We start from the raw sequence: 25,328 nt of genomic DNA on the forward strand, positions 1-25,328 counted from the left end.
TGTCAGCGGACGCCGTAGAGGTGCTCGAGGGCCAGCTGGTCGAGGTGCTCGAAGGCACCGCCGCGCGCGGCCAGCACCTCGGGATCGGCGAGCTCGGCGTCGAGCAGGCCGCGCCACCCCTCGCCGTCACCGACGGTCGGGACCGACAGCTCGGGCACCTTCGCCGCCTCGAGCGCGGCCTGCACCTCGGGGTCGGCGCGGAAGGCCTTCACCTTCTCGCGCAGGATGAGGTAGTTGCGCATGTTGGCCGCGGCGGAGACCCACACGCCGTCCTCGTCCTCGGTGCGCGCGGGCTTGTAGTCGAAGTGCACCGGGCCGTCGTAGCCGCCCTCCAGCAGCGCGTCGACCACCCAGAACGCCCCGCGCACGTTGCCGGCGCCGAAGCGGAGGTCCTGGTCGTACTTCGGGCCGTTCTGGCCGTTGAGGTCGATGTGGAAGAGCTTGCCCGCCCAGATCGCCTGGGCGTAGCCGGCGGCGGCGTTCATGCCCGCCATCTCCTCGTGGCCGATCTCGGGGTTCACGCCGACCAGCTCGGGGCGCTCGAGGCGCTCGATGAAGGCGAGCGCGTGCCCGATCGTCGGGAGCAGGATGTCGCCGCGCGGCTCGTTGGGCTTGGGCTCGATCGCGAAGCGCAGGTCGTAGCCGTTGTCGGTGACGTAGTCGCCGAGGACGTCGAAGGCCTCCTTCATGCGGTCGAGGGCCACGCGGGTGTCCTGCGAGCCGCCGTACTCCGCACCTTCGCGACCGCCCCACGCGACGTAGACCTTGGCGCCGAGCTCCGCGGCGAGGTCGATGTTGCGCATGACCTTGCGCAGCGCGAAGCGGCGGATGTCGCGGTCGTTGTTGGTGAAGCCGCCCGCCTTGAAGACCGGGTGGCTGAAGAGGTTGGTCGTGGCGGTGGTGACGACCAGGCCGGTGTCCTCGAGGCCCTGCCTGAAGCGGGCAATGATCTGGTCGCGGGTGGCGTCGTCGCTGCCGAAGGGGATCACGTCGTCGTCGTGGAAGTTCACGCCGTACGCCCCGAGCTCCGCGAGCTTCTCCAGCGCGTGGACGGTGTCCATGTGCGGGCGGGTGGCGCCGCCGAACGGGTCGACGCCCTGCCAGCCGACCGTCCAGAGGCCGAAGGAGAACTTGTCCTCGGGGGTCGGGGTGGGGATCTGCGTGCTCATGGGGTGCTGCCTTCCGTTGCAGGGTTCGAGGGGTGGTTCAGGAGGTCCAGGGGGCGGTGCGCTCGCGGAGGTCGGCGTACGCCTCGCGGACGTGGGGGGTGGGCTCCGCGCGGAGCACGGTGCCCTCGCGCTCGGGCCAGGCGGGCGGCTGGTGCGACCCGTCGAGGGCCCAGGCGGCCTGGCGGGCCGCCCCCAGTGCGACGTACTCGCCCTCCGGGGGCAGCACGACCTCGCGGCCGAGCACGGCGGGTGCCAGCGCCCGCAGGGCGGCGCTCTTCGTCGCACCACCCACCATGAGCAGGCGCCGGGGCTCCTGCCCGGTGGTGGCGACCAGGCGGTCGACCGCGTCGGCGAGCGAGCAGAGCAGCGCCTCGTACGCCGCGCGGGCGAGGTCGGCGCGGGTGCTGGCCGGCGTCAGTCCCGTCCAGGTGCCCACGGCGCCGGGGCGGTCGGGGGAGCGCTCGCCGCCGTAGTAGGGAAGCAGGGTCACGCCACCGGCGCCCGGCGTGGAGGACACGGCGAGCTCGGCGAGGCCGTCGTGGTCGACGCCGAGCCAGCGGGCCTGGAGGTCGAGGATGCCGGCGGCGTTGAGGGTCGTGACCATCGGCAGGTAGCCGCCCGAGGCGTCGGCGAAGCCGGTGACGACGCCCGTGCCGTCGGCGACCGGGTCCGGGCTGATCGTGGACGCGACGCCGGACGTGCCGACCGAGACCAGCAGGTCGCCGGGTGCCAGCGCCATGCCGAGGGCGGCGCCCATGTTGTCGCCGGTGCCGCCCGCGACCACTGCTCCGTCGCGCGACTCGGCGGCGACCGCCCCGGGCGCGACGACGCGGGGCAGGTCGACCTCGTGCCCGAGCGCGAGCGCGGCGAGGTCGGGACGCCAGGCGTCGTCGGGTGCGGAGAAGTAGCCCGTGCCGGAGGCGTCGCCGCGGTCGGTGAACGCGCCGGTCCCGGAGGCGCTCAGGTGGAGGGACACGTGGTCGTGCGGCAGCCGTACGGACCGCACGCGCGCCGCGTGGTCGGGCTCGTGGTCGCGCAGCCAGCGGAGCTTGGAGGAGGTGAAGGAGGCGACCAGGACGCTGCCCACGGCGTCGGCGCAGGCCTGCGGACCGCCCATCTCGGCGACGAGGTCGCGGGCCGCGGCTGCGGAGCGGGTGTCGTTCCACAGCAGGGCGTCGCGCACCGGCGCCCCGGTCTCGTCGACGGCCACCATGCCGTGCTGCTGGCCGGCGACGGAGACGGCGTCGGCGCGCTCGAGCAGGCCCTCGGTGGCTGCGTCGACGGCGTCCAGCCACGCCGCCGGGTCGACCTCGGTGCCGGGCGGGTGGGGAGCGGTCTGCTGCGCAACGACCGTCCCGTCGTCGGCGTCGACGAGCAGGGCCTTGGTCGACTGCGTCGAGGAGTCGATGCCGAGCACGAGGGTCACGTACCTATTTAGTACGACTCTCGAACTAAAGTCAATGGTCTGCCGGGTGCGCGTTGGACCAGCCCGGCTCGATAACCTCCTCGCGATGCTCCGCGCCCGCTACTCCTCCGTCGTGCTCGCCGTCGCCCTGAGCGCCGCCGTGCCGCTGCTGTCCGCCTGCACGGCCGACGAGCCGACCGTCGCGCTCCTCGTCGCCGACGGCACCGACTCCTCGTCGCGCGCCGTCGACGTCGACGTGTTCACCGAGCGGGTCGAGGCCACCTGCGACGAGTGCCGGGTCCGGGTCTACGACGCCGAGGGCGACGCGGACGCGCAGAAGAGCCAGGCGCGACAGGCCGAGGCGACGTCCGCCGACGTGGTCGTCGTCGTGCCGGTCGAGCCCGACGACCTCGGCACGCTCACCGGCAGCGGCCTGCCCGTCGTCTCGCTCGGCGAGCTCGTGCCCGGCGCCGACCGCCACGTCGGCCTCAGGGGCGGGGCGGTGCCGAGCCAGTCGGGCAGCGACCTCGACGCCGCCCGCGACGTCCTGCTCGGCGAGGAGGACTCGATGACCTACGTCCCCACCCGCGCCATGAGCGAGCGGGCCGCCGACGTCGCCGTGGCCTACCTCGCCGACGCGCCCGTGTCCGACGGCGAGGTCGTCGACGGCGTGGAGTCCTGGCTCTACCGCGACCGCGAGGTCACCATCGACTCGCTCACCTCGGTGCTCGTGGCGCAGGGGGTCGTCGACCTCGACGAGCTGTGCAGCGGCGCCACCGAGAAGCGCTGTGCGAGGCTGGGGCTGCGATGATCGAGATCCTCACGCCCGGCCAGGTCGACAAGGCCCGCCGCACCGGCGCCCTCGTCGGCGACATCCTCGCCACGCTCCGCCAGCGCAGCGAGGTCGGCACCAACCTGCTCGACCTCGACCGGTGGACCGCCGAGATGATCCGCGACGCCGGCGCCGAGTCCTGCTACGTCGACTACGCCCCGTCCTTCGGGCGTGGCCCGTTCGGGCACTACGTCTGCACGGCCGTCAACGACGCCGTGCTGCACGGGCGCCCGCGCGACCAGCGCCTCGCCGACGGTGACCTCCTGACCCTCGACCTGGCCGTGCGCCTCGACGGCATCGCCGCCGACTCCGCGATCAGCTTCGTCGTGGGGGAGAGCCGGCCCGCCGAGAGCGTCCACCTCATCGAGACCACCGAGCGCGCGCTCGCCGCCGGCATCGCCGCGGCCGGGCCCGGCGCCCGCATCGGCGACCTGTCCCACGCCATCGGCACGGTGCTCACCGACGCGGGCTACCCGATCAACATGCAGTTCGGCGGGCACGGCATCGGCACGACGATGCACCAGGACCCGCACGTCTCCAACAACGGCCGCCCCGGTCGCGGCTACCAGCTGCGCCCCGGACTGCTGCTCGCGCTCGAGCCGTGGATCATGGCCGACACCGACGAGCTGGTCACCGACGACGACGGCTGGACCCTCCGCAGCGCCACCGGGTGCCTCACGGCCCACAGCGAGCACACGGTCGCGATCACCGAGGACGGGGCCGAGGTCCTGACGCTGCCGTCGCGCTGAGGCTCGTTCGAGGTCAGGTCGGGTCGGGCAGCAGGAACTCGCCAGTGACGATCCGCCAGCCGGCATCGGTCGCCATGACGGTGCCGGAGAGCACCAGCGCGAAGGTCCCGACGCGGGCGAGCACGGGTCGGGCTCGCGGCAGGAGGTCGCGCAGCCACGCCAGCAGCGCGACGGCGATCACCATCTCGACCAGTCGACCCCAGCGAGGCCGAGCGCAAGGCGGCGACCAGGCCGAGCGGTGATCTGGGGGCGAGCCATGGCCTTCGGCCGGAGCACGGGAGCTGTCAACGCGCGAAGAGCGCCCTGTTCTCCTCGATCCATCTGATCTCCGCCGCTTCTTGCTCGAGGCTGCCCTCGGCAACCCAGGTCTTCTGAGGTTCCAGCCCCTGGTCGGCGAGGAAACGGACGTGCTCGATGGTTGCGTGACGACGTCGGATCACCGCGTCGACCACGTCGAAGTCGGCCGGGATTCCATAGGCGTCGAGGAAGGCATCGATGCGCGCACGACGGTCGGGCACCTCAGGGAAGTGGTGCCACTCCAGAGCCGATGCGTCGTCGCGCATGGGGGCGAACCACAGGAGGGCGTACGCCACGTCGTCCAGCCGAGGTGCAGGGTGCAGGAAGTCCCAGTCGAGAAGCGCGATCGCCTCTCCGTCTCGCCAGACGAAGTTCCACGGCCCGGGATCGCCGTGAACGAAGACGTCACCGCCTGCGGCCATCGGCGGCGCGTCGAAGACGGCGGCCTGTGGTGGAACCCAATCAGCCGAGGCGTCGTGGATACGTCGAAGCAGATGCGCGGCTGAACGGAGACCCTCCTCGTGGTGCTGGTTCTTCCATCCGTCCCCGCCGCTCTCACCGTCGATGTAGCGCAGCACCTCGGTCTCATCGCTCAGCGACAGCGGCTCTGGAACACAGTCCAGGCCCTTGTCCCGGAGGTGGCGCAGGAACGAATGCACTGTCCGGCTCTGAGGCCCCGCCGGCCGCATCACTGTTGCGCCAGACAGCTTCACGGGACGGAACTGTTCATTCACTTCTGCTGCTCGGTTCAGTGCCTCGTCATCGGCCACACCTGCACCCTCACACACGCGGAGGACAGGTCACCATCGGGTTGTCTGGGACGCGGCTGCACGAGAAGCACGAGCATCCCCAAGGGTGATCCGTCGAGGTCGCCAGGCGACGAGGCTGGGACGACACATCTCACGAAGGAGCGCAGCATGTCTGATGACGCCAAGGCGGCCAAGGAACTGGTCGAGACGCTGAAGGACGGCGAGCGGGGCTTCGCCCACGCGGCCGACAAGCTCCGCGACGGAGAGCACCCCGAGTGGGCAACGGTTCTTCAGCGCTTCTCCGCGCAGCGCGCAGGCTTCTGGCGCGAGATCGTCGATCTCGGGCACGACTACGGCGACGACGTCGACGAGAGCGGCACCGTCGCTGCGGCCATGCACCGTGGCTGGATCTCGCTGAAGGACGCCCTCACCAGCGACGACGCCGACGCCGTGCTCAAGGCGGCTGCGACCGGTGAGGATCACGCGGTCTCGGAGTACGAGGACGCCCTCAAGATGGACCTCAGCGCAGGCTTCCGCGAGGTCGTCGTACGCCAGCAGGCCGCCGTCGTCGCCGCCCGCGACGAGGTCAAGGCGCTCCAGGGCGCTGGCTGACAGGTCACTGGCCCGGCGCCGCACGACTCAGGTACCTCGAGATCGATGTACCCGTCGGTCGCTCAGGTGGACCGCATTGCAGCGACACTCTTCACGAGACGACGCAGCGGTGTGTCGCGCTGCACGCTGAGGCGGCCACCATCCTGCGTCAGACCGAAGTGGGACAGGAGGTCCTGGCGCCCCTCCCGCTCGGCCATCAGCAAGATCGCGTCCTGGTCGTAGGAGTCAGCGAGCTCGGCGGCGAGGGCCAGGTCGTCGGCCGCGACGGCATCGTTGATGGACTCGACGTAGTTGGCGTAGAGGGCGTTGAGCTCGTCGATGAGGCGGGTCTGGTTGGTCATGGACAACCCCTTGGAGTCGCGATGTGGCTCAGTGGTGATCTCCAGTCTCGGGCAGGAAGTGGATCGATCAAATAGACCGACGCCATGACCTTGGGCACGCCGTCACCCGGTCGACGCGAGAAGGCCGTTGTCGAGATCCGGATGTCCCCGACGCGGCAGGACGCTGTTCGATCCGCAATCGTGCCAAGTCAGACCTAAGGTCGTCACGTGAGCGAACTCCCCGTCCTCGATGCGACTGACCAGCGCATCCTCGGCAGCCTGCTGGAGAAGCAGACGACCGTGCCCGCCACCTATCCCCTCTCCGCGAACGCACTGGTGTCGGCGTGCAACCAGAGGAGCAGCCGCGACCCCGTCACCGACCTCGACCAGCAGACCGTCGAGCGGACCGCGAAGTCGCTCAAGGAGCGCGGGCTGTTGCGGATCGTGTGGTCCGACACCGGGCGCCGGACACTGAAGTACCACCAGATCCTCGACGAGCATCTCGCCCTCGAGCCCGATGAGCGGGCGCTGCTCACGGTGCTGCTGCTCCGCGGGGCGCAGGCGCCGGGTGAGCTGCGCACCCGCACCGAGCGGTTGCACGGGTTCGCCGACCGGGGCCAGGTCGAGGAGTGCCTGCGCCGGATGGCGAGCCGCCCGCAACCGCTGGTGCGCGAGCTCGAGCGCCGGTCCGGCCAGCAGGATCCGCGCTGGATCCACCTCCTGGGAGCCGCGCCCGAGCAGACCTCAGGCGAAACGGGCCCAACCGGGAGTGCCGACACGTCGCGCATCCGCGTCACGCAGATCATCGCCGACCTTCACGTACCCGACCTCCCCGCCTCCAGGAGCTTCTACAGCGACTACCTCGGGTTGGCCGAGGAGGAGTTCAACCTGGGCTGGGTGGCCCGCCACACCTCGCCGGCATCCAGGGCGACGCTCCAGGTCATGACCAGCGATGCCACCGCACCCGTGGACCCCGTGGTCTCGGTCATGGTCGACGACGTCGAAGCCGCCTACCGTCAAGCACAGGAGCGCGGCTACGAGATCGTGCATCCCCTGACGACCGAGACCTGGGGCGTGACTCGCTTCTTCGTCCGCGCTCCCGATGGCAATGTGCTCAACGTCGTTCAGCAGCACGCAAGCTGAGGGCCCTGGTCATCCGCGGCGGTAAGGCGCAGGTTGCGAACTGTTCGGGTGGGCTGCTGGAGCGAGGTCCGGTGACTGGGACGGAACGCCGCCGGGTTCAGGCGGCGTCGGAGCTGCCAGCTTCCCCATGACAGCACCTCGGCGCGTGCGTCGAACGTTCGCGTCATGACTGGCTGGCACCTGGCTCTGACCTATTCACTTGACACACGCACTGAATGGAGAACACTCGAGGAAGGGACAGCACTCCAGCGACTCGCGCTGGTTGGGAGCGACCCGGAAGAAGGACCGGCGATGACTGACCGGAGCCGCACCTCGTCAATCGTCCCACCAGCCGGGCGGTACAAAATGGACCCCGAACGCTCCCGGGTGACCTACTCCGGCAAGCACCGTTTCGGCACGGGCACCGTTCATGCCACGTTCACCGTGCGCGAAGGTGACCTCAGCATCGGCGTGACCGGGGCACCGTTCAGCGCCGATATCACCATCGACGCCGCAAGCTTCGCCTCGGACAGTGCAAGGCGCGACAAGGACGTACGCTCGGCCGGGTTGCTGGACGTCGAGAGATATCCAGACATCACCTTCGCCTCTCACACCATGCAAGAGACCGAGGGTGGGTGGCTCGTGCCCGGCACGGTGACTGCGCATGGGCACACGGTGCCGGTCGAGGTGCAGGTCGACAGCCTCGTCTCCGATGGTCCAGACCTGCGCATCCGCGGCTCGGCAGTGCACCTGGACCGCACCGCGTTCGGCGTCACCAAGGGACGAGGCATGGTCGGTCGCTACCTGGACCTCGAGATCGACGTGGTCGCGAGACCCAACTAGGCGCCTCGGCGTCGCTCGGGAGCGCGAGACATCTCCGCGACGCCGCGGTCTCAGCCGTGAGGTGCCCTTCCCGGCAACCCGTCACACAGCCATCCCACGAAGACTCCGCGGGACTGGAGGGGGAACGCTGCTACTGAGGGCCTGGTGAGTAGCGGCGTTCCCGTACCGAAGCGGCACGCAGACCCTTGCGAGACGCAGCACGTCGTCGCAGTGCGCGAACGCGGCGACAGGACGCAGGTCAGGCGGAGCGCTCGTGCTCGAGTCGTTCCAGGAGTGGGGGCAGGTCCCATTCCTACCCGGCCATATGGCCGCGCGTCCATGCTGCCCGACGGCGCCCGCGGGGACGGGATGAGTGTGGATGGATGCCCTGCGCGACTGCATCGACGGCGCGCATACTCGGCAGATGAGAGCCAACGACGTGCTGGGCGCTGTTGTCGCCACGACTCTGGCGCTGTTGATGGTCGCCTGCGGCTCCGAGGTGACGGGCGCCGCGGACCGGGCCGAGCGAGGCAATGATGAGGACGGCGCTTCCTCAGGTGACAGCTCCGGCAGCCAGAGGGAGCAGATCACCCCGGAGGGAATCGCGGCGGTGGTCCTCGAGCACCTCGGGCAAGACGCCGTGCGGGAGTTCGTCGCCGTCTCGCCTGACGAGGAGCCTGGCACGGTCGGGGTCATGGTCCATCTCCGCGACCGCACCCCCCACAACTTCGGAGTGACGGTCTATCCGCCGGAGCAGGCCGAGGCTTTTGGTGCGGAGTGCGGCCAGGAGCGAGGCATGGTGGGCGAGGAGCGGTGCCGGACCCTCGAGGACGGGACCGTCATCAGCATGCGCGTGATCGCCGAGGGCTTCAGCGATGACAACACCGAGGGCAGCGTGCTCCTGGGCAGCGTGGTCACCCCGGAGGACGGCGCCGTCCTGTCGATGTTCGAGAGCTACGACGACTCCCCGGCGATCAGCTCGGCAGACCTCGAGGCCCTGCTCACCGACTCCCGGCTCACCTGGCTCACCGACCCTGCTGTGAACGAGGCCGGAGACGTTGTGGACATGCACGATGCCAACGGCTGAGGGTGCGGCAGTCGCTGGTGGTTGAAGTCGAAGTCCCTGTGAGGGAGCGCGTGATGCAGAAGAAGAGGACTTCTGCTGCTGACATCGCGGCGGAGTGTCCGCCCCTGGCCGATCTCGCCGTCAGCGCTCGTCCTCGAAGACGACGTGCCCTGCCGGCAGCACCGAGCCGTCGTACTGGGTCATGAAGACATCCTCCAGGACACTGCGCACCCGGTCACGCTGCGATTCGTCGCACTCGATGCGGACGCAGTCGACCATGCCGATGCGATCGTGGCCGGAGTTGAAGCCCGCCAACGCAAGCGCGGTCTGGGGGGTCACGGGATCCACGCCGGCGGGAATCGCGAAGGCAAGGGTGTGCGTGTGCGGGTCCCTCAGGTGCGCCTCGCGCCGCGATTCCTCTCGGACCCAGTTGCGCAGGAAGAGGCTGATGGCGATGCTGCCGCCCACCACGACGACCACCAGGAACACGATTGCGGCGGCCATGACTTCCTCCTCTGTCGTTGTATGGGTATCTCTCGACTGTGCGCGCCGCAGTGGGGACATCGACAGGGCCACGTGTCACCCGGTCGGGGGGTCTCTGGTCCCGACTGCCGACGAGCCTGTATCGAAACGCCACTCGGTGTGGTGTTCCGGGCTCTCGCGGCACAGGGCTGGCCACCGCGCCGCTTCGCGCCGGAATGTCGCACGTTCGACCGCGCGGCGGGTCACTCAAGTTCGCCGGCCGGGGCTTCGTCGACGGGACGTTTTGCGCGCCTCGGCGTCCCGCGTTCCCACCAGTCGATCGGCGGAGCTCCGTGCAACTGGCCCGCGGTCACCTGGACGTTTCCGATGTTGCAGAACTTCCAGAGTTCTTTCGCGGCACGTGAGTACTGGAACAGGACCTCGTCGACGTCGACGGCCCTGAGTTCGCCGCTGCGGAACCGGTCAATCGCCTCGGCTACGTGCGCGACGAGTTCGGCGAGCTCCGCCTCCTGGTGGGCCGCCACCGCCTCGCGAGCGTGTTGACGATCTGACTTCTGGGACACGAACTGAGGCTAGTGCGGATCTCCGAACGAAGAGAATGCGTGCACTACTCGCGGCAGATCCGGGCGAGCGTAGCCGCCCTCAACGCGGCAGATGCGTGCGTTCGGGCTCGTAGCCTCACGCCCCCGGAATGGGCCCTGCGCTTTCCAATGATGACCGGGCCTTCTGTCCAATCAACGCCCCAGCACAACGGCGTGCGGAGATGTTGGCTACCGTCACCTTTGTGGGTGCTTGGGGTCCAGCCATCTTTTCGGACGACACGGCGTGCGACATCCGCGACGACTATCGCGAACTCCTCGAGGACCAGGTCCCGGACGACGAGGCGACGCAGCGCATCATCGACGCCAACGCGCACCTGGGCGACGACGAGAAGCATGTGCTCTGGCTCGCCCTGGCCGCAGTGCAATCACAACTGGGCCGCTTGGATGACCAGGTCAAGGCCAAGGCGCTCCACGTCATGGACAACGAGGCTGGACTCGAACTCTGGCAAGAGGCCGGCGCGGCGGAGCTCGCCAAACGCAAGGCGGCACTGGCCAAGCTTCGCGCCGAGCTGGTGGGACCACAGCCAGCCAGAAAGACCGTCAGGCGGCCCTGGCGTGACGTCACCGACCTCCGCGCAGGTGACGTTCTCAGTCTCGGGGAGGGGGACTTATGCCAGCTGTTTCGTGTGCTCCGGGTCGACGACGCGCGGATTGGGGCAGCACCGATTCTCGGCTGGCTGGACTGGCATGGCTCCCGAGTGCCCTCAGATCGACGAGTCCGTCGTCTCAAGGTCCGGCTGCAGAACCACCTCGGGCCGACGCGCCCCGATACGTATCGGGTTGCTCGACACAGGAAGAACGATCCCGACTGGACTTCGCTTGGCTTCACCTTGGTTGCGCACCTCGAGCCACGGGCAGAGGAAGCCGAGGCGGCCGCTTGGGCCTACACCGCGTGGACCGGCTTGGTCGAAATCATTCAGCAGGAGCGAAGGCCGTAGCGGTGCACGTTGCTGGCCCGCTGCGGATCGCGTACTGACAACGGCGTGTCTGTGCGCTTCGCAAGAGGAACTGCGACGCTTGGTGAGTGACGGAGCGCGAAGGACTGATCGAGCTCGTTCCACGGATCATGAGCGACGACTACCCCAGTGACGAGGAGATGGAGTTCCTCGTCCGAGAGTTCGAGTCCTCCGTTCTTTACCCAGGCGCCTCAGCCTGATCTTCTGGCCACCGGACGAGCGGCGTCGGCGAAGGCGCGACCCGACGGTGCTGCTAGGGGCGGCGAGCGCCCAGCCGGTGGTGTACACCCGCCGGGGCCTCGCCGAGCCCGCCAACATGACCAGTCCGATAGGGCATCACGACCGGATCGCGTGCGTGCCTCCGCTTCGAGGCACGGCACAGGATCAGGAAGAGTCCGATCAGACCGATCGCCACCCACACCATGATTGTCAAGGTAACACCGCCAGACGCGGGCGGTCGCGCGCTCCAGGTCCCTCCCGACGCGCACGCTGATCGGCAGATCCGCGCACCCATCGCGGCATGAGTGCGTCGGGTGCGGATGGTCAACAGTCATGATTGATCTGACTCAGGACAAGGAGGGTGATGAGGCAACCGACGCTTTTCCTGATGGTGGGGCTTCCGGCTACCGGCAAGACGACTGCTGCCCGACGCATGGAGGTCGATCACCGTGCCCTTCGTCTTACGAAGGATGAATGGATGAAGGCGCTCTACTTAGAGCAGAACCCGTCGTCCGCCTCCGACGTGATCGAAGGACGGCTCATCGAGATCGGTCTGCGTGCACTCGAGCTGGGTCTCAACGTGGTGATCGACTTCGGCCTGTGGGGTCGGGATGAGCGCTCCGCGCTGCGCCAGGCAGCAACAGACCGTGGCGCTGGCGTGGAGATGCACTACTTCGAGGTTTCCGTAGTCGAGCAGCGGAGACGACTGGATCAGCGGCTGATGGTCGAGCCGCACACCACGTGGCCCATCCGGGAACAGGAACTGGTCGGATGGGCCGACAAGATGCAGGTCCCAACACCCGGAGAGGTTGACGGCAGCGAGGCGATCGATGGTCCACCGCCGGGATTCATGTCATGGGACGAATGGCGCTGGGATCGCTGGCCGCCCTCGGTTGCCTGAGCGCTACCGCTCATCGGCAGATTCGGACGTTCCCCGACAGGCGTCGGAGCTACTTGACCGCCGTCGGTCAACTGAGGTGCGGGTCCATGGGAGTCGAATGTTCATCTGAATGCGTGTTCAGAGGACGGACTGGGTACGGCAGACTGCGCTCGCCCGAACGAATAGGACGTACATCCCACCATGGCAACTGACTACGACGCATCTCGCAAGAGCGAGGAGGAGCAGAAGGAGGAGAGCCTCGAGGCTCTTCGCCTCGCTGCGACCGACAAGGACGCGAGCTCCAGCAAGATCGACGAGGACGAAACCGAGGCCGCAGAGTCCTTTGAACTGCCCGGAGCCGACCTGTCGAATGAGGAGCTCAGCATCGAGGTGGTGCCGAAGCAGGACGACGAGTTCACGTGCTCGGTGTGCTTCCTCGTGCACCATCGCAGCGCGCGGATCGCAGACACCCCGCTCGTTTGTCGCGACTGCGCCTAATCGCGCGCGCATCGGTCGGGCCGGCGGTCGGTCGGGGGATCGAGGCCGGATAGGTCGTCGGCGCACTGAGCCGGGGCGGATCCGGACGTCCCCGACAGGCGGCAGTATGGGGCAGCTACGCCGGCTCGCCAGGCCGGGGGGACAGGCCCCCACGCGGTCGTAGCGACGCGACGCCGCGTTGATTTGCCCAGAGCGAAGTGATCTGGCCGCTCAGCCACCCGGCAAAGGATCTATCGCAGCGAACTGCATCAGCGGCGCAATGACGCACCTTCCCGAGCCCTCGACCACGCGATGAGCGGCCTTGGGCGGGCTTCGCCCGCAGTGCTGGTGCAGAGCGTCCACATTCATTCTGGCCACGTCTAATCGGTTGTGAGCGGTTGGCGCTTCCCTGGCCGTCGCTCGCCAACTCGCGGCACTACCTCCCGATGCCCGGCCGACGAGCGGCATGGGCCACGTGCAATGACCACGTGCAATGACCACGTGCAATGACCACGTTTTCGTGTGGGTGACCATTTGCATCAAATAGATTTGGTAGTAACGTCGCTTGACATGAAATCTCGCGCCTACCGGATGGCGGCACGGGCAGAAGGGGTCCAGGCGACCCGCACCGCGATTCTCGACGCGTGTCTGATGCTGTCGACGCAGCAACCCATCGCCTTGATCACTCTCGAGGCGGTGGCCGCCCAGGCGCGAGTGAGCGTGCAGACCATCCTGCGGCACTTCACCAGCAAGGCCGGGCTCATCGAAGCCACCGTGGCATACGGGACGGAACTGATTGCCGCAGCGCGCACCGCCGACCCGGGAGACATCGACTCCGCGGTGCACCGCTTGTTGGATCAGTACGACGCCGGTGAAGGCAAGCTGGCGCTCCTGCTGCTCGCCCAGGAGGAGACAGATCCCGAGGCCGTCGCGACTATCGCTGCAACAGGCAAGTCGGTCCACCGCCGGTGGGTCGAGGACGTCTTCGCGCCGTACACGAACGACCCTGCGGTGATCGACCTCCTGGTCGTTGCGACCGACGTCTACACGTGGAAGTTGCTGCGCCGCGACCGGGGCCTGAGCCGAACCGACACCGAAGCCCGCGTCCACGCCCTGATCAACGCGATCCTCGATCGAAAGGGCTCGCCATGACCAGGTATCTCTTCGTGACCTGGGACGGCGGCGGCAACCTTGATCCGGAGCTCGCGGTTGCAGTCGAGCTGCGAGTCCGGGGTCACGACGTTCGCTTCCTCGGCCACAGAGCGCAGGAACAGCGGATCCGAGATGCCGGCATGGTGTTCTCGACGTACGCCACGGCGAAACCGTTCGACGGTCGTGAGCCGCACTCCACCGCCCGGATGCTGGCCTTGGTGAGTGACCGCACCATGGGCCAGGATGTCTTGACGTCGCTGGAGAGCGCGCCGGCGGACGTCGTGGTGGTCGACGGGTTGCTCTTCGGGGTCATGCAGTCCCTGCATGCGAGCGGACGCTCATGGGTCACCTTCGCGCACGCGTTCGACAGCTACTGGCGCAAGGCTGCTCGAGGCCCCCTCGGCCTGGCGCTCCGGCTGCGCGGCTGCCCTCTTCTGTCGTTGTACGACGCCGGTTCACCGACGCTGGTGATGGCGCTGCCGGGCCTGGACCACGGTGCCGGCGACGTTGTGCACGCCGGACCGACTGCAACCGGCCAGTCTGCGACCCCTAGGGAGAAGACCATCCTGGTCAGCTTCAGCACCTTCGGTTTCGCCTCTCTCGTCGGACTGTGGCAGCGGACCTTCGACGCGCTCGGCGATGTCGACGCGCGCGTGCTCGCCACTGTGGGGCCGTCGGTGCCGGTCGGTCGACTACGCATCCCGGAGTCGATCGAGGTGCACCAATGGCTGCCTCACGCGGAAGTCCTCCCTGACGCGTCCCTGGTAATCAGCCACGGCGGCCACGGGACAGCGATGGCAGCGCTTGCGCACGACGTCCCGCTGCTGATCCTGCCGCTCGACCGCAGGAGCGACCAGCCGCTGGTCGGCCGGGCGATCGCCCGCACCGGCGCGGGACTGAGCCTGTCCCGGAACTCCAAGCCTGCGCAGATCAGGGCGGCCGCCGAGCAACTGCTGGCCGACGGTCCGCACCGCGCCGCCGCGGCCCGACTGGGAGCCGAGATCCGCGAGCTCGACGGCCGCCGCCGCGCGGCCGACATCCTCGAGAAGGAACGCCATGAGTGATCCACCCATCGTCACGGTGAACCTCGGCCATGCTGCAGTATCTCCGGGGCCGACGCGGCGCATTGGGCCAGCCTCCGGGAGGGTCACACCCGCGGGCCCGGCCATCAGACCGAGGTAACGTGCCGGCGTTCACCGCAGCGGCGGCGAGGATGTCCCGCCTGATCGGCTTGGTCAGCGGGTCTGGAGCTGGAACGGCGCCCAGGTGTCCATCGACCCGCGGCGAGGCGCCACGGCGTACTCCATCGACCCGTCGACGCCGAGGCGGACGACCGCCCACCTGTCGGCCTGGTAGGTGACCACCAGCACGTGCTCGGCGTCCTCCCAGACCTCGTCGAAGTACGTCGCGGATCGACCGTTGCGCGCGCTGGTGAAGCTGTGGACCGTCTCGCCGTCCGTGGTCGTGAGGACGTCCAGCGAGTTCGGTCCGAACCCGTCGGCGTACGCCGGGGTGCCGAGGACGTGGCGGTTGTCCGGCGAGATGTCGGAGAGCTGGTTGTCACAGGTGCGCCACCGGACCTGCCACGACCGCAGGAGCGCGCTGCACGAGCCGAAGTCGCTGAGGGAGGTGATGCCGCCGAGCCAGCGGCCGCGCCCGGTGGAGACGATCCGGAGGTGGGGGACGCGGTCGACGATTCCGTGGGACGACGTGTAGTGGGCGGTCCGCGGCCCGTTGACGTAGACCGAGCAGCCGTTGCTCGTCGCGTCCTCCTTGCAGCTGTCGCCGATCACCGCGGCTGCGCGGCCCCTGCCGGTGATCGGGACCGGGTTGAACGCCAGCACCCGGTCGCCCTCCTCGTCGATCGTCCACACCTTGCCGGCCCTGCCCGAGAACCCGACGGCCGTGCCCTTCGCGGAGACGCCGAGGCCTTGACCTGTGCGCCACTCGCGGCGGCCGGGAGCGCCGTCGGCGTCGATCCACCGGGTCCGGGTCCCGCCACGGCCGAAGGTCTGGATGACGTGGCCGGAGCCCATCGGCGCCATCTCGGCCAGACGGTTCGGGGCGGGGATGCGGGTGCCGTCGGTCCCGTGGATGACTGTCTTCCCGGACCGTCGCTCGCTCCACGAGATTGCAGGCGGGTCACCCCGGGGGAGGTCACGGACGTCGAGGACGGTGCTGGGGGCCGCCCGATCGCCGGCCGTCACGTCGGCGGACGACGAGGGCGTCGTCGCAGCGAGCCCGGCGGTGACGGCGAGTGCGGCGGTCAGGGCGGCAGTCCGAGAGAAGGTCTTCATGTCAGGGAGACGTCGCGAGCGGCCCCCGGGTTGCCCTGTCTAGCCCGGGAACGACGGCGGCAGCCCACGTCCCTCGTCGGCCAGCACCTCCCGCAGTCGCTCGGGTCGGTTGGTGATCAGACCGTCGACTCCGAGCCGCACGAGGTGGCGCATCGTCGCCGCGTCGTCCACGACGTACGGCACGACCGCCAGCCCGGCGGCATGGGCCGCGTCGACGAGGGCCGCGGTGGCGAACGGGCGGTACGCCGGGTCGTCCACGCCCGAGGTGTACGGCGAGCCGTGGATCGGCGAGATCGCGGTGAAGCCCTCGTCCGCTGCGGCGCGCACGAAGTCGTCGCCGACCGGGAGCCCGTCGAACCACGGCGAGGGCGCCTCGGCCGTGCCCCTCAGGTACTTCGGTGAGACGAGCAGGTTGCGCGCGAGACCGGGCTCGGCGTCACCGACGCGGCGCAGCACGCCCCAGTCGAAGCACTGGATGCTGGTCCGCCCGACGAGCTCGTCGATCCGCAGCGCCTCGACGACCCGCGCCACGAACTCCTCGCGCGACGTCAGGCCGCTCTCGTCGATCGCGTCGTACTTGATCTCGAGGTTGACCCGCACCGGGTCGGCCCCGCGCTCGTCGAGCAGCGCGGCGACCTGCCGCAGCAGGGGCATCGTCGGCGGGAGGTCGGAGCGGGTGAGCTCGCGGATCCTCCGGGTGTCGTCGAGGGCAGGGTCGTGGGCGACCACGACGTCGTCCTCGGCTGTGAGGTGGACGTCGAGCTCGAGCGTCGAGACACCGAGGGCGAGGGCGCGCCCGAAGGCCTCGAGGGTGTTCTCGGGCCAGAGGCCCGCGCCGCCGCGGTGGGCCTGGAGGTCGAAGGTCACTCGGCGTAGAGGGCGTCGACCACGTCGGCGTACTTGGTCTTCACCACGCGTCGCTTGAGCTTGAGCGTCGGGGTGAGCTCCTCGGACTCGGCCGTCCACTCGTCGGCCAGCAGCTCCCAGGCCTTGACCTGCTCGGGGCGGGAGAGGCGCTCGTTGGCCTTGTCAACGGCCGCCTGGGCCATCGCCCGGATCTCCGGCCTGGCCGAGAGGTCGGCGAGGTCGGTGAACTCGATGCCCATCTTCGCCGCGACCAGCGGCGCGATCTCGCCGTCGAGGGTGAGGATCGCGACGACGTACGACCGGTCGTCGCCGAGCGCCATGGCGTGGCCGATGATCGGCGACTCCTTGAGGTAGTTCTCGATGTTGGAGGGCGCGATGTTCTTGCCCGCCGAGGTGATGATCAGCTCCTTCTTGCGGTCGATGATCGAGTAGAAGCCGTCCTCGTCGACCGTGCCGATGTCGCCGGTGTGGATCCAGCCGTCCTCGTCGATGAGGTTCCGCGTGGCCTGCTCCTGCAGGTGGTAGCCCGGGGTGTTGACCGGCCCGCGGCACAGGATCTCGCCGTCCTCGGCGAGCCGGACCTCGATGCCGGGGTTGGGCCGCCCGACCGTGCCGAGCTTGAAGGCGCCCGGGCCGTTGGAGGTGAAGGCGCCAGTGGTCTCGGTCATCCCGTAGACGTCGTAGACCTGCAGGCCGAGCCCGCCCATGAACTTCGCGACCTCGAGCGGCATCGGCGCCGCCGCGCTGGCCGCCCACTGCACCTGGTCGAGCCCGAGCAGCAGCCGGAGGAAGCCGAGGATCGCCTCGTCGGCCTTCGCGTACGCCTCCTCGACCTCGGGCGTCATCTCGTTGCCGTGCTCGTGGGCCTGCGTCCACGCCAGCCCGGCGGCCATCGCGTTGGTGACCAGCTCGTGGTTGGCCGGGTCCGGGTCCTCGGCGAGCTTGGCGGAGATGCCGGTCTTGATCTTCTCCCACACCCGCGGGACCCCGAAGAACGCGGTGGGGTGCACCTCGCCGAGCGCTCCGAGCAGCCCGGCGGGGTCGGGGATCGCGTGCACGTGGTTGCCGAGGAACGGGGGAGCGTACGTCGCCAGCACCCGCTCGGCGATGTGCGCGAGCGGGAGGTAGCTGATCGTGCGCTGCGGCCCCTGAAGCCCTGCGGCGTCGAGGGTGGAGACGGCCTCGTACATGACGTTGTGGTGGGTGAGCACCACGCCCTTGGGGTTGCCGGTCGTGCCGGAGGTGTAGAGGAAGGTCGCCGGCAGGTCTGGGGTGATCCGGTCCATCCGCTCCTCGACGCCGCTCGTGTCCTGACCGCGGGCGAGGAAGTCGTCCCACGTCATCACGCGCGGGTCGTCGACGCGGTCGACGTCGGCCAGCATCACGACGTGGCGGATCGAGTCGACCTCGTCGAGGGCCTTCTCCCAGCGCTGGTAGCGGTCGTGGTCCTCGAGCACCACGACCACGGGCCGCGACTCCCCGGCGATGAAGGCGACCTGGTCCTGCGCGAGGGTGTTGTAGATCGACATCGGCACGGCCGCTGCCGTCATCGCGCCGTAGTCGGCCAGCGTGTGCGCGGTGCGGTTGGCGGCCATGATCGCCACCGGGTCGCCCTTCTCGACACCGAGGTCGACGAGTGCCGCGGCGACCTGCTGGGTCAGCAACCACGTCTCTGCCCAGGTGATCGTGGACCAGGTCTCGCCCTCGGGCACGTCGAACCGGTCGGAGAACGCCGGCTGGTCGCCGTACTTGTCCGCGGCCTGCCGCACCGTGGCGGGCATGTGCAGGCCGAGGATGCGCGCCTCGTACTGCTCGCGCACGGCCAGAACGTCGGGGTCGGGCGCGAGCTCGGGGTCGGGGTTGGTCATGTCCGGCTCCTCGGAGGTGCGGTGTGTGGCGGGGGTCACATCATGGCGGCACGCCCCGGCAGATTCCATAGCCCTCTGGCCCGGGTCGCTCGCTCGTCGACCGCTCGTGGGCCTTAGGCCCGTGGCGGGAGCCGATGAAGGGTGACGTCGCGCAGCCGGCCGTCGTCGGCGGTCGCGGACATGAAGGTGCAGTGCGGCTGCCGCCGGCGGTCGGTGGGGGAGCCCGGGTTGAGCAGCCGCAGCCCCGTGGACGTCGTGGTGTCCCAAGGGACGTGGCTGTGGCCGAAGACCAGCACGTCGAGGTCTCCGTACGCCTCGCTCATCCGCTCCTCGCGGCCCTTCGCCTGCCCGGTCTCGTGGACCACGCCCAGAGCGAGGCCCTCGACCTCGGCACGGGCGACCTCCGGCAGGCGATCGCGCAGCTCGCCGTGGTCGTTGTTGCCCCAGCAGGCCACCAGCCGGGCCGACCGCGCCTCGAGCTCGTCGAGCAGCGCCACGTCGACCCAGTCCCCGGCGTGGACGACGAGGTCGGCCGCGTCGACGGCCTGCCACACCTCCTCCGGGAGGGTCCGGGCGCGCTTGGGCACGTGGGTGTCGGCCAGCAGGAGGAGTCGGGAGGGCACGGCCCCAGTCAACTCCACGTCCGGTGGGTACCCGTGAGGCGATGACTGCACCCGGAGCACCGGGCCGCTGCAGAAGTGGTCCAGACCTCACGTCGTCCTGCTGCCGCCGCGCTCGGACAGACGTAGCCTGAGGGCAGGAGTCCTTCCTTTCTGGAGATACCATGAACCACGGCCGCCGACTCATCCTGACCGTCACGACGACGATGCTCGCCGCGGTCCTCGCCCTGACTGTCGCTCCCGCACAGAGCGCGCAGGCGGACATCGGGCCCGGTGCGGTGTCGGGGACCGTGACCGACACTGCGGGCGACCCGGTGCCCGACATCGTGGTGTCCTTCTACCGCGAGGGCAGCCTCGTCGGCCAGGACGAGACCGACGCCACGGGTGCCTACGAGGTGGGTCCGCTCCAGCCGTACGCCTTCGGCTACTACGTGGAGTTCTACGACCCCGGCGGCGCGTTCGCCACGGAGTGGTACGACGACCGGAGCCCCGGCGACTTCCTCTACGTCCCTGTTCCCGTCGTGGCCGACGACACGACGACAGGGGTCAACGCCGTGCTGGAGGCCGCGTCCACCATCACCGGGCGTCTGACGACCGCGACCGGAGCACCCCTGGTGGGCGGGAAGGTCTCCATGTGGGTGGGACAAGGGGGCGGCTACTGGTCGTGGCGCACCGTCTACACGACCGACGCCGCCGGTCGCTACACCATCGACAGGCTCAAGGCGCGCACCTACCTCGTCGAGTTCTACGACCCGGCGACCGGGCTCCAGGAGTTCTGGGACAACGCGTCGAACCTGTACGCCTCGACGCCCGTCGCGCTGGCGAGCGGCAGCACGGTCACGGCCGACGCCATGCTCGGGGGCACGATCACGAACACCCAGGCGCCGACCATCAGCGGGGCGCCCGAGGTGGGCAAGGCGCTGACCGCGTCCCCGGGTGCGTGGACTCCTGCGGGCATCGCGCTCACCTACCGGTGGGTGGTCGGGGCGGACAGCGACCCGACCGACGACCCGACGGGCGCCGTCTACGTGCCCGGCGCCGCAGACGTCGGCAAGACCATCCGGGTCCGTGTCACCGGCACCGCACTGGGCTGGCTGCCCGGCTCGGCACTCTCCGCCCCGACCGCGCCCGTCTCCGACCCGACCGGGCCCGTCGCCCCTCCGCCTGCGGTCGTCAACGTGGTGCGCCCGCGCATCAAGGGCGTCGCGAGGGTCGGGCGCACCGTCTGGGTCTCCCGCGGCCAGTGGGAGCCCGATACGGTCGCGCGCTCCTACCAGTGGTTCGTCGCCGGCCGGCGCGTGCGCGACGCCACCCTGCGTCGCTTCGTCCTCAGGCCCAGCCACCTCGGCAAGCGGGTGAAGGTGCGGGTCCGCGCCACGGCTGCGGGGCACAGCCAAGCGACCGTCTGGACCAGGACGGTCCGCGTACGCCGCTGACGACCGTCGTCACTCCGCCGCGGCGGCTGCGGGCCGGGTCCGCAGCCGGGCCTGCACCTCGCCCAGGCGTACGAGGAACGCGCGCTCGTCGAGGCGCTTGCGCCGCAGCCACGCGGTGACCTCGTCGTTGCACTTGCTCGCGTTGCACGAGCGGCAGGCCGGGACGACGTTGAGCAGCGTGTAGCGACCGCCGCGCGAGATGGGCAGCACGCAGTCCTTCTGCAGCGGCGTGCCGGTCACGCCGCAGTAGGCGCAGCAGCCCCACGCCTCCTGCAGCGCCGTCCACTCGGCCGGGCTGAGGTCGTGCTCGACGGCGGCGATCCGCCGCTTGCGCCGCGTGGCTGCCCGGGCGCGGCGGGTGCGGGCGGCAGGCATGGCCTCAGGGTAGGGGCGACGGTGCCGCGACCGGGTGAGGCGCGGGGAGAGGCGGGCGTCCGGGTAGGTTCGGCGCATGGCACCCGACGACTCCACCACCGACGACATCGTCGCCGAGGCGGCGCTCCAGCTCTGGTCGGCGGCCCAGACCGACTTCGACCCCTTCGAGGTCCCCTCCGAGGAGTGGCCCGAGACGGCCGTGCCGGTCCGCGACGCCGACATCGCCGTCGACACCCACCTCGACGTCCAGGACGTGCGCGATGCGCTCGAGCGCCTCGACGGCGTGAAGGTCGTCGTGGGGCGGGAGGCCGGCACGTGCAGCGTCCTGCGGGTGATCCCCGACGACACCGCGCTCTGAGGGCGGGGACACGAGATGGTCGCGAGCCGATCAGCCCGCGAGCGCAGGGCGGGCGTGCAGGCAGGGCCCCTGGCTCGGGTGAAGATCGACCTCGACGGCGAGCAGCAGTTCCTCTACCGGATCAGCTGCACCACGTGCGTGGCGCGCGGGCGCTCGCCGTGGTCGACGCACCGCTCCGGTGGTGACAACGGCTTCATGGCCGCGATGGACCGCTGGACCTTCCACCTCGTCGAGAAGCATCCCGGTGAGGACGCACCGTGCCTGGCCTTCCTCGCCGAGGCCCAGCAGCGCCTGCACGAGAGGCGCGAGCAGGCGCCGGGATGAGCCCGCTCAGGCGTCCTTCGGCATGACGATCCACGCGATGATGTAGGCGATCTCGCCCGCACCCACCAGGCCGAACAGCACGAAGCCGAGGCGGACCAGGCCGCGGGAGACGCCGAAGCGGTCGGCGAGGCCGGCGCAGACGCCGGCGATGATCCTGCCCTGACGGGGGCGGACGAGCTTCGAGGTGGCCATGGGCCATGTCTACACGGTCAGCCTCGGCTTCTCGACCGCTGAGGCGCGCGGGGGGCGTGGTGGCGTTCACTAAGGTCGACGCGTGGAGACAGACGTCGTCGTCGTGGGTGCCGGACTGGCCGGCCTGCGCTGTGCGCAGGCGTTGACCGCGGCCGGTCGCGAGGTCGTCGTGCTGGAGGCGTCAGACCGCGTCGGCGGCCGCATCCGCACCGACCGCATCGACGGCTTCCTCGTCGACCACGGCTTCCAGCTGCTCAACCCCGCCTACCCCGCCGTGCGCCGCTGGGTCGACGTCGACGCCCTCCGCCTGCAGCCGTTCGGTGCCGGGGTCGCCGCGCGCACCGAGGGCGGGCTGAGGATGCTCGGCCACCCGCTTCGCGAGCCCGCGCTCCTCCCGCAGACCCTGCGTGCCGTCGCCGGCCGTCCCGCGGAGGTGGCCGCGCTCGCCCGTTGGGCCGCACCGCTCCTGCGCCCGCGCCGGGGGACGTCGCTGTCGGAGGTCCTCGCGTCCCGCGCGGACGTCGACCGGCGTACGGCCCTCGACCGGGCGGGCGTGGACGGGTTCCTGCGGCGAGTGGTGGACCGGTTCTTCGCCGGCGTCCTGCTCGAGGACGACGGCAGCACCGCCGACCGGTTCGCGCTCCTCCTGACCTGGATGTTCGCGCGCGGCGTGCCGGCCCTGCCGAGGGAGGGCATGGCCGCGCTGCCGGCACAGCTCGCGGCCGGGCTCGACGACCGCGTCAGGCTCGGTCAGGCGGTGCACCGGGTGAGCGGCACGACCGTCGAGACCGACGACGGCACGTGGACCGCCGACCACGTCGTGGTCGCGACCGGCGCCCCCGAGGCGGCCGCCCTGATCGGGGTCGACGCGCCCGCCACCAAGGGAGTCGCCACCGTGTGGTGGTCGGCCCCCGACGCCCCGGACACCGACCTGCTCCACGTCGACGCGAGGCCGACCCCGACCGGCCCGCTGGTCAACGCCGCCGTCGTCTCCCGCGCCGCTCCGTCGTACGCCCCACCCGGCCGCCACCTCGTCCAGGGCTCCGCCCTGCTGGGACCCGGCCGCGACACCGACGAGCCGTCGATGCGGCGCCACGCCGGCGACTTGCTCGGCACCGGCGCCACCGGCTGGGAGGTCGTCGCGCGCCACGACGTCCCCCACGCCCTCCCCGCGCAGCCGGTGCCCTACAGCGCGACCCGTCCGGTGCGGCACGGTGACGTGCTCGTGTGCGGCGACCACCGCGACACCGGCTCCATCCAGGGCGCGCTGGTCAGCGGCCAGCGCGCGGCCGACGCGGTGCTGGAGGGACGGTCGTGAGGAGCGCGGGCGAGGTGGTCGTCGTCGGCGCCGGGCTGTCGGGCGTGGCGTGCGCCCGCGAGCTGCGGGCCGCGGGAGTCGGCGTACGGCTCCTCGACCGCGGCCACGTGCCCGGCGGCCGGATGGCGTCGCGGACGCTGTGGGAGCGCCGCGTCGACCTCGGCGCGTCCTACTTCACGGTGTCCGACGACGGCTTCGCCGCCGTCGTCGACGACTGGGCCCGCCGCGGGCTGGCCCGCGAGTGGACCGACACGTTCCACGTCCTCGGCGACGAGGCGCGCGACTCGACGAGCGGACCGATGCGCTGGGGTGCCACCCACGGGCTGAGGTCGCTGGTCGAGGACCTCGCCACCGGCCTCGCGGTCGAGCGGCGACAGGTCGAGTCGGTCGACGAGGTCGGCGCGGACGAGGCCGACGTCGTCGTGCTCGCCATGCCCGACCCCCAGGCCCGCCGTCTCGTGGGCGACCACCCCGTCGGGGCGTCGCTCGATCGAGAGTGGGAGCCGGTGATCGCCGTCGCCGCGCGCTGGGCCACCCGCGGCTGGGACCTCGACGGGGCGTTCGTCAACGGTGACCCGGACCTCGGCTGGATCGCCGACGACGGTCGTCGGCGCGGGGACGGCGCACCCGTGCTCGTCGCGCACACCACGCCCGCTCTCGCGGCGCGCCACCTCGAGGACCCGTCCGGCGCCGCACGCGCCTCGGTGCAGGCGTTGCAGCGGCTCCTCGACCTCGGCGAGCCCGAGGACGTCCACGTCCACCGCTGGACGTTCGCGCGACCGGTCGGCGAGCGCACGGACCCCTTCGCGCTCGTCGACGGCGACCGGCTGGTCGGCGTGTGCGGCGACGGCTGGGGAGCGACGCCCAAGGTCGAGACCGCCTGGCTCTCGGGCGTACGACTCGGGCGGGCGCTGGCGGAACTGCTCGGCTAGCCGCCCAGCACCGCGAGGTCTCGCTCGGCGTAGAGCCGGTGCTCCCACTCCTCGTTGAGCACCACGCGCAGGCAGTGGCCGACGGTCAGGTCCGGGACGTCTTGGAGGAAGGGCGTCGCCGAGGTGACCTGCCGGGTGAGGCCGACGTCGTCCATCCGCTCCAGCAGCTCGGCCACCGTCGCCCGGCGCTGGCGGCGCAGCCCCAGCACCTCGTGCAGCTCCGGACGCGCGCGACGCTCCCAGGGGACGCCCTCGTGGACGGGTGCCTCGTCCCAGGGCAGGTCGAGGGGGTGCCACGGCGAGGGGAAGCCGTAGACGACGCCGCTGACCCAGCAGGCGTGGGCGAAGCCGAGGTGGCGCAGCGTCTGGATGAAGGACCACTCACCGTTGACCTGCTCGTGCAGCTGCTCCGGCGGCAGCACCCGCGCGCGGTCCAGCGTCTCGCCCCAGAGCCGGTCGAGGATCGCAAAGGCCTCGCGGAAGCCGTCGGCGGTCGTCGGCCGCATCGCCGCCCGCTCGGGGTGGCGCCGGTCGAGCTCGGCCTCCACCAGGGGGCCGACCTCCACTCCGTTGACGACCAGCCGGCCGATCTCGCCGCTGATCTCGAGGTCCGGGATCTCGACGCCGGTCATCCTGACCTTGTCGAGCCAGGCGGCGTGGATGCGTACGCCGCTGAAGTCGACGTCGTTGAAGGACGCTCCGGTCAGGGAGACGTCGTGGAAGGTCGCCCTCTGCAGGTGCACCTTCTCGAAGCGGGAGTCCGAGAGGTCCTGCTCGGTGAAGTCGGTCATGGCCGACAGGGTAGGGCCGGATGCGGACGTTCGGCGGC

31 protein-coding genes are annotated in these 25,328 nt (G+C 70.4%); 17 read left to right on the forward strand and 14 right to left on the reverse strand.

Features of this window, described 5'->3' with window-relative positions; translation table 11 throughout:
* Positions 1–2: 2 nt before the first annotated feature.
* Positions 3–1,169 (reverse strand): xylose isomerase, encoded by a 1,167-nt coding sequence (gene xylA, locus AC57BS_RS15355; RefSeq protein WP_496412299.1) that lies wholly within the window; start codon positions 1,167–1,169, stop codon positions 3–5.
* 37 nt (positions 1,170–1,206) lie between these two features.
* Positions 1,207–2,595, reverse strand: coding sequence for an FGGY family carbohydrate kinase (locus tag AC57BS_RS15360; RefSeq protein ID WP_496412300.1), 1,389 nt, complete (start codon positions 2,593–2,595; stop codon positions 1,207–1,209).
* Between the two features lie 85 nt (positions 2,596–2,680).
* Between AC57BS_RS15360 and AC57BS_RS15365 the strand changes: the two genes are divergently transcribed.
* Together AC57BS_RS15365 and map are read left to right on the forward strand one after the other, a co-directional pair.
* Positions 2,681–3,385, forward strand: coding sequence for a hypothetical protein (locus AC57BS_RS15365; protein WP_496412301.1), 705 nt, complete (start codon positions 2,681–2,683; stop codon positions 3,383–3,385).
* Complete coding sequence (map, locus tag AC57BS_RS15370) at positions 3,382–4,155, forward strand: type I methionyl aminopeptidase (RefSeq protein WP_496412302.1); 774 nt, start codon at positions 3,382–3,384, stop codon at positions 4,153–4,155. Before AC57BS_RS15365 ends, map begins: the two co-directional genes overlap by 4 nt.
* 13 nt (positions 4,156–4,168) lie before the next feature.
* Here map and AC57BS_RS15375 read toward each other — a convergent pair whose 3' ends face one another.
* Both AC57BS_RS15375 and AC57BS_RS15380 read right to left on the reverse strand, forming a co-directional pair.
* A complete protein-coding gene (locus tag AC57BS_RS15375) occupies positions 4,169–4,339 on the reverse strand; it encodes a hypothetical protein (RefSeq protein WP_496412303.1) in 171 nt (56 codons plus the stop codon).
* A gap of 100 nt (positions 4,340–4,439) precedes the next feature.
* Entirely contained in the window at positions 4,440–5,222 is a 783-nt protein-coding gene (locus AC57BS_RS15380) for a phosphotransferase (protein ID WP_496412304.1), read from the reverse strand.
* A gap of 147 nt (positions 5,223–5,369) precedes the next feature.
* Here AC57BS_RS15380 and AC57BS_RS15385 point away from each other — a divergent pair, with 147 nt between their 5' ends.
* Positions 5,370–5,813: a ferritin-like domain-containing protein gene (locus AC57BS_RS15385; protein WP_496412305.1), complete on the forward strand. Its 444-nt coding sequence runs from the start codon at positions 5,370–5,372 to the stop codon at positions 5,811–5,813.
* Positions 5,814–5,875: 62 nt separating this feature from the next.
* Here the strand turns inward: AC57BS_RS15385 and AC57BS_RS15390 are convergent, their stop codons facing one another.
* A complete protein-coding gene (locus AC57BS_RS15390) occupies positions 5,876–6,154 on the reverse strand; it encodes a hypothetical protein (protein ID WP_496412306.1) in 279 nt (92 codons plus the stop codon).
* A 207-nt stretch (positions 6,155–6,361) separates the two neighbouring features.
* Here AC57BS_RS15390 and AC57BS_RS15395 point away from each other — a divergent pair, with 207 nt between their 5' ends.
* From AC57BS_RS15395 to AC57BS_RS15405, 3 genes are all read left to right on the forward strand, one after another.
* On the forward strand, positions 6,362–7,276 hold the full coding sequence (locus AC57BS_RS15395) for a DUF480 domain-containing protein (RefSeq protein ID WP_496412307.1): 915 nt from the start codon (positions 6,362–6,364) through the stop codon (positions 7,274–7,276).
* Positions 7,277–7,621: 345 nt separating this feature from the next.
* Positions 7,622–8,098, forward strand: a complete 477-nt coding sequence (locus tag AC57BS_RS15400) for a YceI family protein (RefSeq protein ID WP_496412753.1) — start codon at positions 7,622–7,624, stop codon at positions 8,096–8,098.
* 403 nt (positions 8,099–8,501) lie between these two features.
* Positions 8,502–9,164 carry a hypothetical protein gene (locus tag AC57BS_RS15405; RefSeq protein ID WP_496412308.1) on the forward strand — a complete coding sequence of 221 codons (663 nt, stop codon included), beginning with the start codon at positions 8,502–8,504 and terminating at the stop codon, positions 9,162–9,164.
* Between the two features lie 120 nt (positions 9,165–9,284).
* Here AC57BS_RS15405 and AC57BS_RS15410 read toward each other — a convergent pair whose 3' ends face one another.
* A complete protein-coding gene (locus AC57BS_RS15410; protein WP_496412309.1) occupies positions 9,285–9,647 on the reverse strand; it encodes a hypothetical protein in 363 nt (120 codons plus the stop codon).
* Positions 9,648–9,868: 221 nt separating this feature from the next.
* A complete protein-coding gene (locus AC57BS_RS15415) occupies positions 9,869–10,189 on the reverse strand; it encodes a hypothetical protein (RefSeq protein WP_496412310.1) in 321 nt (106 codons plus the stop codon).
* Positions 10,190–10,410: 221 nt separating this feature from the next.
* On the opposite strand from AC57BS_RS15415, the gene AC57BS_RS15420 reads away from it, so the two are divergent.
* The 6 genes from AC57BS_RS15420 (at position 10,411) to AC57BS_RS15445 (ending at position 14,976) form a co-directional block, all read left to right on the forward strand.
* Entirely contained in the window at positions 10,411–11,166 is a 756-nt protein-coding gene (locus AC57BS_RS15420) for a DUF4259 domain-containing protein (RefSeq protein WP_496412311.1), read from the forward strand.
* Between the two features lie 86 nt (positions 11,167–11,252).
* Positions 11,253–11,384 (forward strand): hypothetical protein, encoded by a 132-nt coding sequence (locus tag AC57BS_RS15425; protein ID WP_496412312.1) that lies wholly within the window; start codon positions 11,253–11,255, stop codon positions 11,382–11,384.
* Between the two features lie 383 nt (positions 11,385–11,767).
* A complete protein-coding gene (locus AC57BS_RS15430) occupies positions 11,768–12,304 on the forward strand; it encodes a P-loop nucleotide/nucleoside kinase family protein (protein ID WP_496412313.1) in 537 nt (178 codons plus the stop codon).
* 180 nt (positions 12,305–12,484) lie between these two features.
* Positions 12,485–12,781 (forward strand): DUF4193 domain-containing protein, encoded by a 297-nt coding sequence (locus AC57BS_RS15435; RefSeq protein WP_496412314.1) that lies wholly within the window; start codon positions 12,485–12,487, stop codon positions 12,779–12,781.
* A gap of 549 nt (positions 12,782–13,330) precedes the next feature.
* Positions 13,331–13,912 carry a TetR/AcrR family transcriptional regulator gene (locus AC57BS_RS15440; RefSeq protein ID WP_496412315.1) on the forward strand — a complete coding sequence of 194 codons (582 nt, stop codon included), beginning with the start codon at positions 13,331–13,333 and terminating at the stop codon, positions 13,910–13,912.
* 14 nt (positions 13,913–13,926) lie between these two features.
* On the forward strand, positions 13,927–14,976 hold the full coding sequence (locus AC57BS_RS15445) for a glycosyltransferase (RefSeq protein WP_496412316.1): 1,050 nt from the start codon (positions 13,927–13,929) through the stop codon (positions 14,974–14,976).
* A gap of 171 nt (positions 14,977–15,147) precedes the next feature.
* Here AC57BS_RS15445 and AC57BS_RS15450 read toward each other — a convergent pair whose 3' ends face one another.
* The 4 genes from AC57BS_RS15450 to AC57BS_RS15465 all read right to left on the reverse strand — a co-directional run bounded on the left by AC57BS_RS15450 (position 15,148) and on the right by AC57BS_RS15465 (position 19,567).
* On the reverse strand, positions 15,148–16,209 hold the full coding sequence (locus AC57BS_RS15450) for a hypothetical protein (RefSeq protein ID WP_496412317.1): 1,062 nt from the start codon (positions 16,207–16,209) through the stop codon (positions 15,148–15,150).
* 39 nt (positions 16,210–16,248) lie between these two features.
* A complete protein-coding gene (locus AC57BS_RS15455) occupies positions 16,249–17,076 on the reverse strand; it encodes a glycerophosphodiester phosphodiesterase family protein (protein ID WP_496412318.1) in 828 nt (275 codons plus the stop codon).
* Positions 17,073–18,944, reverse strand: a complete 1,872-nt coding sequence (locus AC57BS_RS15460) for an AMP-dependent synthetase/ligase (RefSeq protein ID WP_496412319.1) — start codon at positions 18,942–18,944, stop codon at positions 17,073–17,075. Before AC57BS_RS15460 ends, AC57BS_RS15455 begins: the two co-directional genes overlap by 4 nt.
* A gap of 113 nt (positions 18,945–19,057) precedes the next feature.
* A complete protein-coding gene (locus tag AC57BS_RS15465) occupies positions 19,058–19,567 on the reverse strand; it encodes a metallophosphoesterase family protein (protein WP_496412320.1) in 510 nt (169 codons plus the stop codon).
* Between the two features lie 161 nt (positions 19,568–19,728).
* Between AC57BS_RS15465 and AC57BS_RS15470 the strand changes: the two genes are divergently transcribed.
* Positions 19,729–21,000, forward strand: coding sequence for a carboxypeptidase-like regulatory domain-containing protein (locus tag AC57BS_RS15470; RefSeq protein ID WP_496412321.1), 1,272 nt, complete (start codon positions 19,729–19,731; stop codon positions 20,998–21,000).
* A gap of 9 nt (positions 21,001–21,009) precedes the next feature.
* Here AC57BS_RS15470 and AC57BS_RS15475 read toward each other — a convergent pair whose 3' ends face one another.
* Complete coding sequence (locus tag AC57BS_RS15475) at positions 21,010–21,375, reverse strand: HNH endonuclease (protein WP_496412322.1); 366 nt, start codon at positions 21,373–21,375, stop codon at positions 21,010–21,012.
* A gap of 76 nt (positions 21,376–21,451) precedes the next feature.
* Here AC57BS_RS15475 and AC57BS_RS15480 point away from each other — a divergent pair, with 76 nt between their 5' ends.
* Entirely contained in the window at positions 21,452–21,733 is a 282-nt protein-coding gene (locus AC57BS_RS15480) for a hypothetical protein (RefSeq protein WP_496412323.1), read from the forward strand.
* A gap of 78 nt (positions 21,734–21,811) precedes the next feature.
* Complete coding sequence (locus AC57BS_RS15485; RefSeq protein WP_496412324.1) at positions 21,812–22,057, forward strand: hypothetical protein; 246 nt, start codon at positions 21,812–21,814, stop codon at positions 22,055–22,057.
* A 6-nt stretch (positions 22,058–22,063) separates the two neighbouring features.
* Here AC57BS_RS15485 and AC57BS_RS15490 read toward each other — a convergent pair whose 3' ends face one another.
* The gene (locus AC57BS_RS15490) at positions 22,064–22,249 is read right to left on the reverse strand and encodes a PspC domain-containing protein (RefSeq protein ID WP_496412325.1); all 186 of its coding nucleotides are present in this window, start codon (positions 22,247–22,249) and stop codon (positions 22,064–22,066) included.
* Between the two features lie 82 nt (positions 22,250–22,331).
* Between AC57BS_RS15490 and AC57BS_RS15495 the strand changes: the two genes are divergently transcribed.
* Together AC57BS_RS15495 and AC57BS_RS15500 are read left to right on the forward strand one after the other, a co-directional pair.
* A complete protein-coding gene (locus AC57BS_RS15495) occupies positions 22,332–23,567 on the forward strand; it encodes an NAD(P)/FAD-dependent oxidoreductase (RefSeq protein WP_496412326.1) in 1,236 nt (411 codons plus the stop codon).
* The gene (locus AC57BS_RS15500) at positions 23,564–24,499 is read left to right on the forward strand and encodes an NAD(P)/FAD-dependent oxidoreductase (protein WP_496412327.1); all 936 of its coding nucleotides are present in this window, start codon (positions 23,564–23,566) and stop codon (positions 24,497–24,499) included. The genes AC57BS_RS15495 and AC57BS_RS15500 overlap by 4 nt, the downstream gene beginning before the upstream one ends.
* Here AC57BS_RS15500 and AC57BS_RS15505 read toward each other — a convergent pair.
* Complete coding sequence (locus tag AC57BS_RS15505; protein ID WP_496412328.1) at positions 24,496–25,290, reverse strand: DinB family protein; 795 nt, start codon at positions 25,288–25,290, stop codon at positions 24,496–24,498. The two genes, AC57BS_RS15500 and AC57BS_RS15505, sit on opposite strands and share 4 nt — an antisense overlap.
* Positions 25,291–25,328: the final 38 nt, after the last annotated feature.

The organism is Nocardioides sp. BGA-UO-ETr-FS32, assembly GCF_059567905.1.

Coding starts and splice junctions, on each gene's coding strand:
- xylA (WP_496412299.1), bottom strand. CDS start 1,169: ATGAGCACGCAGATCCCCACCCCGACCCCCGAGGACAAGTTCTCCTTC.
- AC57BS_RS15365 (WP_496412301.1), top strand. CDS start 2,681: ATGCTCCGCGCCCGCTACTCCTCCGTCGTGCTCGCCGTCGCCCTGAGC.
- map (WP_496412302.1), top strand. CDS start 3,382: ATGATCGAGATCCTCACGCCCGGCCAGGTCGACAAGGCCCGCCGCACC.
- AC57BS_RS15375 (WP_496412303.1), bottom strand. CDS start 4,339: ATGGTGATCGCCGTCGCGCTGCTGGCGTGGCTGCGCGACCTCCTGCCG.
- AC57BS_RS15385 (WP_496412305.1), top strand. CDS start 5,370: ATGTCTGATGACGCCAAGGCGGCCAAGGAACTGGTCGAGACGCTGAAG.
- AC57BS_RS15390 (WP_496412306.1), bottom strand. CDS start 6,154: ATGACCAACCAGACCCGCCTCATCGACGAGCTCAACGCCCTCTACGCC.
- AC57BS_RS15400 (WP_496412753.1), top strand. CDS start 7,622: ATGGACCCCGAACGCTCCCGGGTGACCTACTCCGGCAAGCACCGTTTC.
- AC57BS_RS15405 (WP_496412308.1), top strand. CDS start 8,502: ATGAGAGCCAACGACGTGCTGGGCGCTGTTGTCGCCACGACTCTGGCG.
- AC57BS_RS15410 (WP_496412309.1), bottom strand. CDS start 9,647: ATGGCCGCCGCAATCGTGTTCCTGGTGGTCGTCGTGGTGGGCGGCAGC.
- AC57BS_RS15430 (WP_496412313.1), top strand. CDS start 11,768: ATGAGGCAACCGACGCTTTTCCTGATGGTGGGGCTTCCGGCTACCGGC.
- AC57BS_RS15435 (WP_496412314.1), top strand. CDS start 12,485: ATGGCAACTGACTACGACGCATCTCGCAAGAGCGAGGAGGAGCAGAAG.
- AC57BS_RS15440 (WP_496412315.1), top strand. CDS start 13,331: ATGAAATCTCGCGCCTACCGGATGGCGGCACGGGCAGAAGGGGTCCAG.
- AC57BS_RS15450 (WP_496412317.1), bottom strand. CDS start 16,209: ATGAAGACCTTCTCTCGGACTGCCGCCCTGACCGCCGCACTCGCCGTC.
- AC57BS_RS15460 (WP_496412319.1), bottom strand. CDS start 18,944: ATGACCAACCCCGACCCCGAGCTCGCGCCCGACCCCGACGTTCTGGCC.
- AC57BS_RS15470 (WP_496412321.1), top strand. CDS start 19,729: ATGAACCACGGCCGCCGACTCATCCTGACCGTCACGACGACGATGCTC.
- AC57BS_RS15475 (WP_496412322.1), bottom strand. CDS start 21,375: ATGCCTGCCGCCCGCACCCGCCGCGCCCGGGCAGCCACGCGGCGCAAG.
- AC57BS_RS15480 (WP_496412323.1), top strand. CDS start 21,452: ATGGCACCCGACGACTCCACCACCGACGACATCGTCGCCGAGGCGGCG.
- AC57BS_RS15490 (WP_496412325.1), bottom strand. CDS start 22,249: ATGGCCACCTCGAAGCTCGTCCGCCCCCGTCAGGGCAGGATCATCGCC.
- AC57BS_RS15505 (WP_496412328.1), bottom strand. CDS start 25,290: ATGACCGACTTCACCGAGCAGGACCTCTCGGACTCCCGCTTCGAGAAG.